This is a genomic window from Streptomyces sp. NPDC097617 (assembly GCF_044761485.1).
Taxonomy (GTDB): Bacteria; Actinomycetota; Actinomycetes; order Streptomycetales; family Streptomycetaceae; genus Streptomyces.
The window spans coordinates 405,997-419,975 of sequence record NZ_JBIWCL010000003.1 but is presented as its reverse complement, the minus strand read 5'-3'; the positions used below and the strand labels follow the sequence as shown (position 1 = coordinate 419,975).

At 71.9% G+C, this 13,979-nt stretch carries 14 protein-coding genes and 1 pseudogene; 7 read left to right on the top strand and 8 right to left on the bottom strand.

All coding sequences use genetic code 11. From position 1 onward, the window contains the following. Positions 1-107: 107 nt before the first annotated feature. Genes ACIQZO_RS08345 through ACIQZO_RS08330 form a run of 4 tightly spaced genes read right to left on the bottom strand, consistent with a single transcriptional unit; the run spans position 108 to position 5,511 of the window. Positions 108-1,178, bottom strand: coding sequence for a C40 family peptidase (locus ACIQZO_RS08345; protein ID WP_403621924.1), 1,071 nt, complete (start codon positions 1,176-1,178; stop codon positions 108-110). A 41-nt stretch (positions 1,179-1,219) separates the two neighbouring features. Further along, the gene (locus ACIQZO_RS08340; protein WP_403621921.1) at positions 1,220-1,702 is read right to left on the bottom strand and encodes a poly-gamma-glutamate biosynthesis protein PgsC/CapC; all 483 of its coding nucleotides are present in this window, start codon (positions 1,700-1,702) and stop codon (positions 1,220-1,222) included. Next, positions 1,699-3,282 (bottom strand): poly-gamma-glutamate synthase PgsB, encoded by a 1,584-nt coding sequence (gene pgsB / locus ACIQZO_RS08335; protein ID WP_403621919.1) that lies wholly within the window; start codon positions 3,280-3,282, stop codon positions 1,699-1,701. The genes ACIQZO_RS08340 and pgsB overlap by 4 nt, the downstream gene beginning before the upstream one ends. Positions 3,283-3,288: 6 nt before the next feature. Further along, the gene (locus ACIQZO_RS08330; protein ID WP_403622149.1) at positions 3,289-5,511 is read right to left on the bottom strand and encodes a HAMP domain-containing protein; all 2,223 of its coding nucleotides are present in this window, start codon (positions 5,509-5,511) and stop codon (positions 3,289-3,291) included. A gap of 346 nt (positions 5,512-5,857) precedes the next feature. Here ACIQZO_RS08330 and ACIQZO_RS08325 point away from each other — a divergent pair, with 346 nt between their 5' ends. Beyond that, positions 5,858-6,742, top strand: coding sequence for a hypothetical protein (locus ACIQZO_RS08325; RefSeq protein WP_403621916.1), 885 nt, complete (start codon positions 5,858-5,860; stop codon positions 6,740-6,742). A 14-nt stretch (positions 6,743-6,756) separates the two neighbouring features. On the opposite strand, the gene ACIQZO_RS08320 is transcribed toward ACIQZO_RS08325, so the two are convergent. Beyond that, entirely contained in the window at positions 6,757-7,458 is a 702-nt protein-coding gene (locus ACIQZO_RS08320) for a uridine kinase (protein ID WP_403621913.1), read from the bottom strand. Between the two features lie 51 nt (positions 7,459-7,509). Here ACIQZO_RS08320 and ACIQZO_RS08315 point away from each other — a divergent pair, with 51 nt between their 5' ends. After that, on the top strand, positions 7,510-7,860 hold the full coding sequence (locus tag ACIQZO_RS08315; RefSeq protein WP_403621909.1) for a hypothetical protein: 351 nt from the start codon (positions 7,510-7,512) through the stop codon (positions 7,858-7,860). Positions 7,861-7,947: 87 nt separating this feature from the next. On the opposite strand, the gene ACIQZO_RS08310 is transcribed toward ACIQZO_RS08315, so the two are convergent. The 3 genes from ACIQZO_RS08310 to deoC are packed head-to-tail and all read right to left on the bottom strand — an operon-like array spanning position 7,948 to position 11,244. Next, positions 7,948-8,847: an aldehyde dehydrogenase family protein gene (locus ACIQZO_RS08310; protein WP_403621906.1), complete on the bottom strand. Its 900-nt coding sequence runs from the start codon at positions 8,845-8,847 to the stop codon at positions 7,948-7,950. After that, a complete protein-coding gene (locus tag ACIQZO_RS08305; protein WP_403621903.1) occupies positions 8,840-10,276 on the bottom strand; it encodes an aldehyde dehydrogenase family protein in 1,437 nt (478 codons plus the stop codon). The genes ACIQZO_RS08310 and ACIQZO_RS08305 overlap by 8 nt, the downstream gene beginning before the upstream one ends. Positions 10,277-10,281: 5 nt before the next feature. Then, positions 10,282-11,244 carry a deoxyribose-phosphate aldolase gene (gene deoC, locus ACIQZO_RS08300; RefSeq protein WP_403622146.1) on the bottom strand — a complete coding sequence of 321 codons (963 nt, stop codon included), beginning with the start codon at positions 11,242-11,244 and terminating at the stop codon, positions 10,282-10,284. 243 nt (positions 11,245-11,487) lie between these two features. Between deoC and ACIQZO_RS08295 the strand changes: the two genes are divergently transcribed. The 5 genes and pseudogenes from ACIQZO_RS08295 to ACIQZO_RS08275 all read left to right on the top strand — a co-directional run bounded on the left by ACIQZO_RS08295 (position 11,488) and on the right by ACIQZO_RS08275 (position 13,920). Beyond that, positions 11,488-11,754, top strand: a complete 267-nt coding sequence (locus ACIQZO_RS08295) for a hypothetical protein (protein WP_403621900.1) — start codon at positions 11,488-11,490, stop codon at positions 11,752-11,754. 148 nt (positions 11,755-11,902) lie between these two features. Next, positions 11,903-12,332: pseudogene (locus ACIQZO_RS08290) on the top strand (sortase domain-bontaining protein). A 25-nt stretch (positions 12,333-12,357) separates the two neighbouring features. Then, positions 12,358-13,008, top strand: coding sequence for a PH domain-containing protein (locus tag ACIQZO_RS08285; protein WP_403621897.1), 651 nt, complete (start codon positions 12,358-12,360; stop codon positions 13,006-13,008). Positions 13,009-13,105: 97 nt separating this feature from the next. Continuing rightward, complete coding sequence (locus ACIQZO_RS08280; protein WP_403621894.1) at positions 13,106-13,678, top strand: VanZ family protein; 573 nt, start codon at positions 13,106-13,108, stop codon at positions 13,676-13,678. A 38-nt stretch (positions 13,679-13,716) separates the two neighbouring features. Further along, positions 13,717-13,920 (top strand): PspC domain-containing protein, encoded by a 204-nt coding sequence (locus ACIQZO_RS08275; RefSeq protein ID WP_403621891.1) that lies wholly within the window; start codon positions 13,717-13,719, stop codon positions 13,918-13,920. Positions 13,921-13,979: the final 59 nt, after the last annotated feature.

The following is a 13,979-nucleotide window of genomic DNA, read 5'->3' as shown; positions in this document are numbered from 1 at the left end:
GGGACGGGGGTCGCGGGGGGGAAAGGGCGGGATCATGCGGACGGGGGTCCGAATGATCCCGCCTTTTCGCATGTCCGGTGCGCCCGCGGGCCGCGCGGACGGTCGGGTCACAGGCGCTTGGCGCTGCGCAGGGCGGCGGCGTAGTAGCCGTTGCCGTCGAGGCGGGAGGCGCCGCCCTTGTCACCGATGGTGGGGCCGTTGGCCTCTTCACGGCTCGAAATGAAGATCTTGTGCCCGTCGGTGTCGTTGCCGAGGTACATGCCGGTGTGGTCCAGACGGTCGCCGGTGCGCCCGTCGAGCTTGAAGAACACCAGGTCGCCCGGCTGGAGGACGTCGACGGAGGCCGGCCGGTCCTGCGGGCCGACGCCCTTGAGGGCCAGGATGTCCACGCCGGCCTTCGAGCGGGCCATTCCGTTGGCGGTGCGCGGCAGTCCGTTGCCGCCGGTGTCGGAGGCCATCAGAGGGAAGCGGCCGCGGTAGCCGAAGACCGTTCGAATGAAACCGGAGCAGTCCAGGGCCCGGTACTTGGCCTTCTCCGGCCGTTCCGTGGTGCCGTTGCGGAAGGTGTACGGGATGCCGAGGTAGTCGTAGAAGTCCGACTGCTCCAAACGGAGGTCGTTGCCCACGGAACCGTTCGGGTTGAGCGGCCCGAAGGCCGCGTCGCCCGCGTACTGGACGCCGGCCGCGTCCTTCTTGACCGGTGCCTGGTCCCCGTACTGGAAGGCGATGGCGAAGAGGTCGTCCTCCTCGCTCCCGTAGTACTTCTTGAACCAGTCCCGGAACCACTGCTCGCGCTCCGCACCGCTGCGCCAGCTCTCCGGCAGCAGGCGGACCCAGTTGTCGGTGACGACGCGGGTCCGGGTGGTGGCCGGCTCGGTGAAGGTACGGCTCTTGCCGGTGAGCGACGCGGTGCGCGCGCCGTCCGTGAAGGTGGCGAGGACGGCGCCGTCCGCGCCGCGCAGGACCGAGCGCTCCGGGTTCTTCAGCCGCTCCCACTTCTGGGCGCCCTCCTGGCCCCCGCCCTGGTGCGCCTGGTCGGTGACGCGCAGCACCGCGGGGGCCTTGGCCTGCTCCTCCTTGCGCAGCTCGTAGGTGAAGTACGCGCTGCCGGCGAGCAGGAGCGCCACGACGGCGGCGTGCAGGACGGAGTGGGTGCGGCGGGCGGGCTTGGCGGTCATCGGTGCGCTCCGGGCGGTGCGGGTGGTCGGGCCGGCGTCGGTCAGGCGTGCGGCAGGAAGCCGAGCAGGATGCCCGAGGTCAGGACGACGTACGTCATGAGGGTCGCGGAGCCGGTGGCGAGCAGCGTGGCGCCCTTGGGCTGGCGGACGAGCTGGTAGGCGATCAGTCCGGGGACGATGAAGCCGAGGGTCTGGTTCGCGTACAGCAGGGGGAACTTCATCTGGAGCACGATCACCACCGTGGCCTGGAGGAGGACTCCGATGAGGACGACGGCCGCGAACAGGCGCTTGCCGTAGAGGATGACGAACTTCTGGGTGACGAGGGTGAGCGCGTAGGTCAGGGCGGTGATGCCGACGACGAGCGCGGCGCGCTGCAGGTCCTCGATGAGGGTGAGTGCGAGCCAGCCGGGGGTGATCATGCCGCCGGGCGAGAGGTTCGTCGTCAGGTAGCAGAGGAGGGAGAACAGCAGGCCCAGCGCGATGCCGATCGCGGCGATCTCGGGGGTGAGGACTGCGGGGATCAACGGGGGTCTCCTGGGCTCTGCCACTGCGGGTTCGGGTGGGGCTCGTACGGGTGGGGCGGCCAGGGCTGCTGCTCCTGCGGCGGCTGCTGCTGCTGCTGATAGGAGCCCTGGTGCCACGGCCCGTCCGGCTGCCGCGGGTGCGGGCCCTGCCCCTGGTACGGCGGGCGGCCCTGGGGGGCGGGCTGTGCGTACTGCTGCGGCGGGTGGACGTACTGCCGCGGCACGGGGGGCTGCGCGAACCGGGCCTCCTGGGCGGCGCTGAGGTCGGCGTACGGGTCGAGGTGCGGCACGTACAGCGGCTGCGCGGGGGCGGACTGCCGGGGTACGGCGGGCTCGCGGTCCGGGGCCACCCCGTAGGCCTCCGTCCGGCCGGGCACGTCGGGCTCGTCGGGCTCGTCCTCGAAGCCGGGGAGTTCCGCCAGGTGTTCCAGGAGGATCTCGCCCTGGCCGTGGATGTTGCCGATGGCGACCAGCGAGGAGCTCTCGCCCAGGTGGCCGAGCAGCTCGTTCATGAACTCCCCGCCGTCGCGCTGGTCGCCGCCGAGGTCCACGGCACGCCCGCGCCACTCGGCCGGGATCGCGTCGATGGCGCTCTTGGCCGGGTGCCCGATCACGAAGACCTTGTCGGGCATCAGGTCCGGGACGATCGCGCCCATCTGGCCGTTGCGCTCGACGCGGTCGGGGCGGCAGTTGATCACGAGGTTGAGGGGGCGGTCGACGGCGCCGAGGTCGAGGAGCTGGTTGATGTTCATCAGCGTCGACTCGGGGTCGTTCGCGGCGAAGACGTTGGCGAAGCGGACCCGCTTGCCGCCGGGGGCCACGTACCGCTCGACGGAGAGCACGCCGGGGTCCGGCGGGGCGTCGTACATCCCCTGGAGGGCGGTCTCGCGGTCGATGCCGAGGAGGTCGGCGACGGTGAGCGCGATGGCGACGTTCTCCTTGAAGGTGAACCAGCTGAAGCCGCGCAGCTCGTCGTCGCTGACCGTGTCGGGGTCGGCGTAGACCAGCGTGCAGTTCCGCGCGTCGGCCTCCTCCTGGAGCACGTGAAAGCGCTCCTTCTCGGCGGTGACACAGATTCCGCCGTGCGGCATCGAGCGCGACAGGGACCGTGCGATGTCGTCGAGGGTGGGTCCCATCTCGGCGACGTGGTCCTCGCGGACGTTGCACAGCACGCCGATGGTCGACTGGATCAGCTTCGACTGGTTGATCTCCTGGAGTGCGGGCATGACCGCCATGCACTCCATGACCAGTGCGTGCGGCCGGTAGGCGGCGGCGCGCCGGACGATGCCGATCTGTTCGACGACGTTGGCGATGCCGAACTTCCGGTAGACGGGTTCCTCGGTGGCGTCCGGGTGGATGAAGCGGGCCGCGGTGCCGGTGGTTTTGGCGACGGTCAGCAGCCCGCCGCCGCGCAGGGCTCCCGCGCACAGCCGGGTGATGGAGCTCTTGCCGCGGATGCCGTTGACGAGCACCCGGTTCGGTATGTGCGCGAGGTTGGCGTAGTGCCGGCGCTGCTCGACGACGCCCGCGACGAGCATGGCCAGGCAGCTGAAGAGCAGCACGCAGTAGAGGAAGAGCACGGTGGATCAGTTCCTTCCGGCCGGGGTGGCAGGGCCGGGCGTCCGGCCGGTGGCGCCGCCGGCGGCGTCCCGCTTTCGCTGCTCCAGCAGCTGATGGCGGATGACTTCGAGGCTGCGGGTGACGGCGCCGACCTCGTCGTGGTGGGTCGGGTAGACGACGGTGCGGCGGTCGCCGTCGGCCAGGGCCTCCGCACGGCGAGCGAGGTCGCGCAGCGGGCGCACCACGATGATGTGCATCCAGCCGAGGCAGGCCGCGGCGCCCGTGAGGCCGAGCAGTCCGGCCAGGACGGTGCGGTTCTGCGCGGTGTACGCGGAGATCTCCAGGCCCTTGGCCGGCTGCCGGGTGACGACGGTCCAGTCCAGGGGCTGGGCCACGCCGCCACCGGTCATCGGCGCCGCGGCGGCGATGGAGACGCCGCCGTCGCGCAGCAGGGCGCTCTTGGCGCGCGGGCTCTTGTCCGCCTTCTCGTTCGCGGCGCTCACCAGGGCGTCCAGCCCGGCGTCCGACAGCGATGCGAAGGCCAGGTAGCCGTTGTTGCCGCCGATCACCCGGTGCCCGGCGTCGACGACGCGGACCTCGCCCAGGCCGGGCCGCTTGAGCATGGCGTTGAGGAAGTCGATGCGCAGCTCACCCACCACGGCGGCGCCGGCCAGGCCGGGCGCCTCGGCGTACTCGGTGATGACCGGCCGGTTGCCGCTGTCGACGAGGGTCACCGGCTGCTTCGAGGGGCCCTTGCCGGCGGAGTGGTGGGGCTTGCCGCCGGTGCGGGCGAGGACGGTGCCGTCGGCGTTCAGGACGTAGAGGGATTCGTAGCGTCCGTGCTGGTTCCGGGTGCGCTCCAGCAGCTTGGTCAGCTCGTCGGGGGTGGTCCTGTCGCTGATGACGGAGGCCACGGAGGTGAGGTCGGCGTGTCCCTCGTTGAGGGCGCGGCGTACCCGGTCGGCCAGGGTGTCGGTGCGTTCGCGCTGGTCGTCGACGATCGCCCTGGGCACGGCGACGGAGGCCCCCGCGCGGTTGAGCGTCAGCAGCAGCGGCCCCGACCACACCAGAAGCAGGATCCCGCACACCGCGAGGAGGGCGCGGGTCCCGATCCGGGCGCGGCGGCCGCCGCGCGTGCCCCCGGTTTCCGCCGCGGGTGCGCCGAGGAGCTGCCGGCGCAGCCGGTCGAGGGCGGCGCCGATGCGGGCGGCCTCGCCGTACTTGGGCACGGTGACCGGGCGGTTCAGGTCGCCGCGGCCGATCCGGCGGCTTTCCAGGAACAGCTGGAGCAGCGGGCGCTGGACGGTGGTCACGAGCAGGGCCACGGCCAGTGCGCCGAGCACCAGCAGGGCCGCGGACGCGGCGATCCAGAAGAAGGAGTCGACGGCGGCGGAGCGCTCCTCGGCGACGCCGACGAACGAGACGACGGTGAGGCCGAGGGCGGTCGCGTCGGTGCCCACGCCGGGCTGCGAACCGGTGAGCTTCGCGTAGCCGGCCACGGAGCGGTGGCCGTCCCTGGCGTCCCCGAGCAGGCTGCCGCTGATGCCGGCGAAGCCGCCGGAGCCGGGCTCCTTGGCCTGGAGGGGGTGCCGTTCGGCCTTCTGGGCGACTGTCTCCGCGAACTTCGCGAGCTGCTTCTTCTCCTGCCCGGAACCTCCGACGCCGTCGCTGCCGAGGACCTGGCCGGAGGAGTCGAGGACGGCGATGGAGCGGGACCTGCCCAGGCTGATGCCCGGGACCTTCAGACTGCTGGAGGCGACCAGGAGCTGCTGGGGGCGGTTGGGCCAGGACAGCAGGGCGAGGGTGAGCAGGCGGGTCTCGCCGTTCTCCAGCCGGACCATGCGGGGGGCGAGGCCGGACTTCCCGTCGAGCGCGGTCAGGTCGAGGGCGGTCAGCGGGAGGTTCTCGCCGCGCTGCGCTTCCAGTCGGCCGGACTTGATCTCGATCACGGCCGTGCCGCGCCACTTCTGGTAGACGCTGCCGAGCTTGTCGAGCACGGAGTCGGGCGAGACCGGTTCGCCGGAGCCGAACAGGGAGGCGGTCCTGCCGATGTCCGTGATGCTCTCGTCCAGGGAGGCGCGCAGGGCGATGGCGCCGTCCTCCGCGAAGTACTGCTGGGAGGTGAGAACAGCCGGGGGTACGGTCTCCCTGCCCACGTGGCCGAGTTGGAACGCGGTGAGGGCGGCGAGGGCCAGCAGCAGGGCGGACAGGGCCGCGATGGGCGGGCGGATGCCGCCCAGCAGCGACATGTCAGCCCGACGGCGGGTCCGGTGCCGCCGCTTCGGTCGCGACGCGGCCAACGCGGGCTCCTCTTTGTTCTGTCCCAGAGCCGGTGCGGCCTAGGAATTGTGACGATCTGGGCTTACGGTGCGCGGGGAGTGCCGCGAGGGCTTCGGCGCCTCCGGTCAGCGCGGACCGGTCCGCCGGCGGGTCCCGGTCACGAGGGCGGGCCGGAACGAAGAGCGGAGGGACGGAAAGCGGAGTACACGACTCCGATATTTTCGTATGCCTATGAGCGCTGCACCGACCAGGCGGATAACGATCGCGGTTCTGTGCGGCACCTTCATTGCCCTTTGTGCCGTTTTGACGCTTTGGGTGGCGAGCTCGGGAAGCGCACCGCCGGCCCGCCCGGCCGGCCCCGCTCCACAGCGCTCCGCCGGCACCGACCTGGCACAGCGGATCGCCCGCTTCACCGCCGGCTTCGGCGAAGGCGGCGGGTACCGCACCCCCACCGACCAGGAACGACTGGCGTTCACCAAGGCGTTCGCCCACCTGCTCGACGGGGATCCGGAAGCGGCGCGGACCGGCCTGACCGAGATCGACTTCACCCTCCGCACCGTCACGGACGCCGCCACCGGACGCCGGTACGCCGAGGTGGCGGACGGGGTGAGTGAATCGGGCCACACCAGCCGCGGCTGGGGCCGGGTGTACGTCGACCTGGAAGGGCCCGCACGCTGGTCGGTCCAGATCCCCCACCCCGTCGCCGACGCCCGCACCGAACTCCTGGGGGCACGGGTGCTGCGCGGTGCGCCGGGCGGGGTGCTCGTGCTCGCGGGGGCCCGTCGCGATGCGGGCGAGGACGGGGCGGCGGACGTGGCGCACCGCGACGACTCGGTCTTCCACGGGGTGGTGGAGGAGCTGGCCCGGAGGAACCTGCCCGGGATCCAGCTGCACGGGTTCGCCGACGAGTCGTTCCGCGGGCGCGACGCGGTGGTCTCCACGGGAGCCGGTGACAGCGCCGTCGCGGACGCCGAACAGCTGACCGCCGCGCTGCGGCGCGACGGCCTGGAGGTCTGTACGGCGTACTCCGCGCGCTGCAGGCTCGCCGGCCGGGAGAACGAACAGGGCCGGACCGCCGCCGACCGGCAGTCCCGCTTCCTTCACGTCGAGCTGAACAAGACGCTCCGCGGCGACGACCACGGCCTCGACCGGGCCGCGGCCGCGATCACCACCCTGACGGAGCGCTGGTCCCGGCGGTGAGGGGGCGGTTCGGCCTACGCGGGGGTCGTCGCGCGGTGGCGGCCCGCCGCGGCTGCGGCCAGGCGGCCCAGGGCCTCGTCGCCGGCGCAGGGGTGCGCGCCCAGCGCCACGTGCCGGGCCACGATGCCCCGTTCGGCGCGCATCAGCCGCAGGCCCCTGCGCACCAGGAACGGCACGGACTTGCGGCCCTCCCGCAGGTCGCGGGCGAGGCGGCGGCGGAAGGTCGTCGAGGGGCGCCCCCGCAGGCAGATGGCGTCCGCGAGCAGGCCGAGGCCCTGGCAGCGGGCGGCTATGTCGGCGGCGAAGATGCCCTCCGCGATGAACAGCGGGGTACGGGCGATGTCCAGGATCTCGGCGCCCGTGCGGGAGCTCGTCGCGATGTCGTACACCGGGACATCGGTCCGCCCCGCCGCGCACAGCTCGGCGACCGCGGCGACCGCCGCGTCCGCGTCCCAGGACAGCGGGGAGTCCCAGTCGATGTCGGAGCTGCCGTCGACGAGCGGGAGGGACGGGTCGTCGGCCTCCTTGTAGAAGTCGTCGAGGCGCAGCACGGGCAGCCCTGAGCGGGCGGCCAGGGAGGATTTTCCGGAGCCCGACGGACCGGTCAGCAGAACGACTCGGGTCGGCGAAGGAGAGGAAGAGCTCACGGGACACCAGTCTGAACCATTCCCCCGGGTAGGGGATCCACCCGGTGGCCGGTTGGTGTCCAGGAACACACCTCAACTACGCTGCGTGCGCACGCGACTACGACCACAGGCGGGATCTCCATGGCACGTCACGCAGCCCCTTCCCCATCGAACCGGCTCCGCAGCGCCGGTCTGACCGTCTCGCTGGCCGGTGCGGCCCTGGCGATGGCCGCGGGCGGCGCCCAGGCCGGCGAGCTCGACGTACCGGCGGCCGTGGCCGGGGTCACCGACCCGATCGCCAACCTGAAGGTGAACCCGCTCGCGCACACGGGCGTGGACCCGCTGGACAACGGGGTCGCCACGAAGGTGGCCGACTTCCCGTCCGTCGGGACCGGCATGGTCACCGGCATCCTGACCCAGGGTCCCTCGGTCGGCGAACTGCCGACCGCCGCGGCCTCCTCGCTGCTCGGGCCGGTGCTCCCGAAGCAGTAGACACACCGTTCGGCGGGTACGGGAAGACCCCGGCAGCGCGGGGGACGCTGCCGGGGCCGGTCTCGTGCGGGGGCCGGTCCAGAAGGACTAGTAGGACGAGCCGCCCGCGCCCAGCGACCCGGTCGGGTGCCAGACGGTCTTGGTCTCCAGGAACGCCGTCATGCGCGACGTGCCCGGGTCGGCGCTCCAGTCGTCCACAGGCTGTGGACGCAGAACGCGCTTGAGATTGTCGGCCGCCGCGATCTCCAGCTCCTTGGCCAGCGCCGCGTCGGCGCCGGCCAGGTCGATCGCGTTGACGTCCTGGTGGGACGCCAGGTGCGGGCCCATCTCGCCGGCCCTGCCGGACAGGATGTTGACCACGCCGCCGGGCAGGTCGGAGGTGGCGAGCACCTCGCCCAGGGAGAGCGCCGGCAGCGGGGACTTCTCGCTGGCGATGACGACGACGGTGTTGCCCGTCGCGATCACCGGGGCGATCACCGAGACCAGGCCCAGGAAGGACGAGTCCTGCGGGGCGAGGACCGTGACCACACCGGTCGGCTCCGGGGTGGAGAGATTGAAGAACGGGCCCGCGACCGGGTTGGCCCCGCCCACGATCTGGCCGATCTTGTCGGTCCAGCCCGCGTACCAGACCCAGCGGTCGATGGCCGCGTCGACGACCGCGGCGGCCTTCGACTTGGACAGGCCCTCGGCCTCGCCGACCTCGCGGACGAACTGCTCCCGGCGGCCCTCCAGCATCTCGGCGATGCGGTAGAGGATCTGCCCGCGGTTGTACGCGGTCGCGCCGGACCAGCCGCCGAAGGCCTTGCGGGCCGCGACGACGGCGTCACGCGCGTCCTTGCGGGAGGACAGCGGGGCGTTCGCCAGCCACTTGCCCTTGGAGTCCTTCACTTCGTACACCCGGCCGCTCTCGGAGCGGGGGAACTTGCCCCCGACGTACAGCTTGTAGGTCTTGAAGACGTTCAGGCGGGTCGCAGAAGACTCAGACATCGAGGTAGCCCTCCAGGCCGTGGCGGCCGCCCTCGCGGCCGAAGCCCGACTCCTTGTAGCCGCCGAAGGGCGAGGTCGGGTCGAACTTGTTGAAGGTGTTGGCCCAGACGACACCGGCGCGGAGCTGGTTCGCGACCGCGAGGATGCGCGAGCCCTTCTCCGTCCAGATGCCGGCGGAGAGGCCGTACTGGCTGTTGTTGGCCTTGGCGACGGCCTCGTCGGGCGTACGGAAGGTCAGCACGGACAGCACCGGGCCGAAGATCTCGTCGCGGGCGACGGTGTGCGCCTGGGTGACGTTCGTGAAGAGCGTCGGGGCGAACCAGTAGCCGGAGGACGGCAGCTCGCACGCCGGGGACCAGCGTTCGGCGCCCTCGGCCTCGCCGGTCTCCGCGAGCGCGGTGATCCGGGCGAGCTGCTCGGCGGAGTTGATCGCGCCGATGTCGGTGTTCTTGTCGAGCGGGTCGCCCAGGCGCAGCGTCGAGAGCCGGCGCTTGAGGGAGTCCAGCAGCTCGTCGTGGATCGACTCCTGGACCAGCAGACGGGAGCCCGCGCAGCAGACCTGGCCCTGGTTGAAGAAGATGCCGCTGACGATGCCCTCGACGGCCTGGTCGATGGGGGCGTCGTCGAAGACGATGTTGGCGCCCTTGCCGCCCAGCTCCAGAGTGACCTTCTTGTCCGTACCGGCGATCTGGCGGGCGATGGCCTTGCCGACCGCGGTCGAGCCGGTGAAGGCGACCTTGTTGACGTCCGGGTGAGCGACCAGCTCGGCGCCCGCGTCCCCGTAACCGGGGATGATGTTGACGACGCCCTTGGGCAGACCCGCCTGGCGGCAGATGTCCGCGAAGAACAGGGCGGAGAGCGGGGTGGTCTCGGCGGGCTTCAGGACGACCGTGTTGCCGGCGGCGAGCGCCGGGGCGATCTTCCACGCGAGCATCAGCAGCGGGAAGTTCCACGGGATGACCTGGCCGGCCACGCCCAGCGGGCGCGGGTTCGCGCCGTAGCCCGCGTGGTCGAGCTTGTCGGCCCAGCCGGCGTAGTAGAAGAAGTGCGCGGCGACCAGCGGGAGGTCCGCGTCGCGGGTCTCCCTGATCGGCTTGCCGTTGTCCAGGGTCTCCAGGACGGCGAGCTCGCGGCTGCGCTCCTGGATGATCCGGGCGATGCGGAAGAGGTACTTGGCACGCTCGGAGCCGGGCAGCGCGGACCACTTCTCGAAGGCGCGGCGGGCGGCCTTCACGGCACGGTCCACGTCGGCGGCGCCCGCCTGGGCGACCTCGGCGAGGACCTCCTCGCTGCTCGGCGAGACGGTCTTGAAGACCTTGCCGTCGGCGGCGTCGGTGAACTCGCCGTCGATGAAGAGCCCGTAGGAGGGGGCGATGTCGACGACCGAGCGGGACTCGGGAGCCGGTGCGTACTCGAATACAGATGCCATGGTGATCAGTCCACCGTCACGTAGTCGGGACCGGAGTAACGGCCGGTGCTCAGCTTCTGGCGCTGCATCAACAGGTCGTTGAGCAGGCTGGAGGCGCCGAAGCGGAACCAGTGGTTGCTCAGCCAGTCCTCGCCCACGGTCTCGTTGACCAGGACCAGGAACTTGATCGCGTCCTTGGTGGTGCGGATGCCGCCGGCCGGCTTCACGCCGATCTGGATTCCAGTCTGCGCGCGGAAGTCGCGGACGGCCTCGAGCATGAGCAGGGTGTTCGCCGGAGTCGCGTTGACCCCGACCTTGCCGGTCGACGTCTTGATGAAGTCGGCGCCCGCCAGCATGCCGATCCAGGAGGCGCGGCGGATGTTGTCGTAGGTCGACAGCTCGCCGGTCTCGAAGATGACCTTCAGGCGCGCGGCGCTGCCGTCCTCGCGGACACAGGCCTCCTTGATGGTCCTGATCAGCTCGTACGTCTCCAGGTAGCGGCCGGCGAGGAAGGCGCCACGGTCGATGACCATGTCGATCTCGTCGGCGCCGGCGGCGACGGCGTCACGGGTGTCCGCGAGCTTCACGGGCAGGGCGGCACGGCCGGCCGGGAAGGCGGTGGCGACCGAGGCGATCTTGACGTCGGCCCCGTTCAGCGCGGCCTTCGCGGTGGCCACCATGTCGGGATAGACACAGACGGCGGCCGTCGTCGGGGTCGTGCGGTCGGTCGGATCGGGATGGACGGCCTTGGCGGAGAGCGCCCGGACCTTGCCCGGGGTGTCCGCGCCTTCCAGCGTCGTCAGGTCGATCATCGAGATGGCCAGGTCGATGGCGTACGCCTTGGCCGTCGTCTTGATCGAACGGGTGCCGAGGGAGGCCGCGCGGGCCTCCAGGCCAACAGCGTCGACGCCGGGCAGCCCGTGCAGGAAGCGGCGCAGCGCACTGTCGGACGTCGTCACGTCAGCGAATGCGGTGAGGGTGGTGGGCATGGTCACCAGATGAGCATATCTACGCGCGTAGCGACCTGTCACCCCCGCCCCCGATTCCGCTATGGGATCGACACCTCCACTCTCCGTTACCGGCCCATGACAGGAGCCGGATCGTCCGCGCGCACGGGCTCCGTAACTCTGTCCTCAGCAGCCCGCCAGACACTCACCCGGCGCTTACGGACAGAGAAAACCGCGGCATACAACTCTCCTCCACTCTCCGAGACCACGCTTCAAGGAGTCGTTGTGCGTACCGCCCTCCGTACCTCCATCGCCACCGCGTTCCTCGCCGGCGCCCTCCTCGCCCCGGTCGCGGGCACGGCGTACGCCGCCACCACCGCCTCGCCGGCCGCGGCCTCGTCCGTCCCGGGCAACGACCGGGAAGCGGGCACGCGGATCGACATCGCCCCCGGCTTCGCCGCGATGGTGCGCCACACCGCGGGCGGTCCGGAGGTCGAGATCCTGTCGCCCGGCTCGGGAGAGCCGAACACCTTCCCGACGCGCTCCCGCTGAAGCGTCCGCCGTCCCTGCCCTCGTCCCTCCGTCCGGCGGGCCACCGGTCCGGTGGCCCGCCGGAAGTCGTCCCCGGAGCACCCTCACGACCCACCGCGTACGCCTCCCGCTCGCCGCACTCCTCTGCGCCGCCCTCACCGGCTGCGGCGTGGGCTCCGGCGCACCCACCGGCGCGCCCGGGACCACCGCGCCGCCGTCCGCCGCACCCGCCGCCGACCCGGCGCCGACCGCGGCCGCCGCCCCGATGCCCGCCTCCGCGCCCGTACGCGTACGGATCCCCGCGGCCGGTGTGGACGCCTCCCCCGTGCTGGGGCTGGGGCTCGCCGCCGACGGCACCGTCGAAGTGCCCTCGGTGGCCGACGCCGACAAGGTCGGCTCTCACCGTCTCCCGGGCGGACGGCACCACAGCCGTCTTCCGGGTCCGCGAGCTGGAGCAGGTCGGCAAGAAGGAGTTCCCGACCGCCAAGGTGTACGGGAACACCACCCGCCCGGAGCTGCGCGTCATCACCTGCGGCGGCGAGATCACCGACGGCCACCGGCCCGACAACATCATCCTGTACGCCGATCTCGTGGGCTGAGACGGCGTGGGGCAGAATCGACCCCATGAGCAGCCAGCAGCAGCCGACCGACGAGCCGGTCTACGCAGACCGGGTCTACCGATCCTCCATGGGCGTCGTCTCGGGGGTACTGCTGCTCGCACTGACCGCCTGGCTCTGCGGCGACGCCGTGGTCCGGGGCTCGGGCAACGCCCCGTGGATCGCGCTGGCGGTGGCGCTGTGCGCCGTACCGCTGATCGTCGCCTTCACGATCCGCCCGGCCGTCTTCGCCAATGACGACCGGATGCGCGTGCGCAACCCGTTCCGGATCATCGAGCTGCCCTGGGCGGCCGTGGACGCGGTGCGCGCCGGGTACTCGGCCGAGGTGCTGGCCGAGGGATCGAAGTACCAGCTCTGGTCGGTGCCGGTCTCGCTGCGGGAGCGGAAGAAGGCCAACCGGCAGCAGATCCGCCGCAGCGTCCAGGACCGCCGCGACCCCGGCGCCTCGGCCGACCCCGGCGAGCGCGCCCGCACCGCCCCGTCCGAACCGATGCGGGCCGGTGCCGACCGGATCGTCGACGAGCTCCAGGGGATGGCCGAGAACGGTGCCACGCGGCCCGGCGCCCAGGGCAGTGTGCGCGTGCGCTGGTCGTACGAGATCATCGCGCCCGCCCTGGCCGGCGCGCTGATCCTGATCGTCCTCATCGCCGTCCGCTGACCGGCGGCGGCGCCCGTTGCGACCCGTTTCGCGTGCTCCCCGCCACACCCCTCTCCGGTCCGGAACCGGCGCTACCGGGTGATGCGTCCTCGCAGGTGTGCAGCGTCATGAGGCAGGCGAAACCGCCGCCACCGCGATCCATCTCCGTCTCCGCCTGCTGGCCGGGGTCCTGCTCGCCGCCCATTTCGTGGTCGTCGGCTGGCTGACCCTGAGACCGCTGGATGTGCCCTGGGCGGCGGCGGCCAATCTCACTCCGCTGGAGGGGATCTCGGCCGACCTCGCCCTCGGGCCCCTGGAGGCCGCCCGGCGGATCGGTGAGGGACTCGCCCTGCTGGCCCCGCTCGGGGTGCTGCTGCCGCTGATCAGCGGACGGCTCGCGCCGTCGGCCCTGTCCGCGTGGTCCTCGCTGACCCGGACGGCCGCCGCGGGCGCCCTGGCCTCGGTGTGCATCGAGATGCTCCAGACCGCCGTTCCGGGCCAGGTCGTCGACGTGGACTCGGTGCTGCTGAACACCCTCGGTGTGGTGCTCGCGCACGTGGCCGTCGTACCGGCACTGCGGTCCCGGCTGAGGCGCTCACACACTGCTTATCAGGGGGATACCCCGAAGATTCCCAGGGTCGGGCTCGGCCCCTGGACCGACGTTCTGTCGGCGGTCCAGCGGGAGTATTGAGACATCGCAAGAAAGCGATCCCGACGAAGGAGAACCCCATGAGCGCCCTGGTCCGCCCCCGTGACGGCCGCTGGATCGGCGGAGTCTGCGCCGGACTGGCGCGGCGTTTCGGAATTTCCGCGAACGCGATGCGCGCCATATTCGTGGTCTCGTGCCTGCTGCCCGGCCCGCAGTTCCTGGTCTACATCGCGCTGTGGGTGCTGCTGCCGAACGAGAAGTCCAGCTCCGCCGCCGCCTGGTAGACCGGCGGCCGCCCGTCCGGCCGGCCACTCACCCGGCCGGCCGCCCGCGTCCGCTCGAC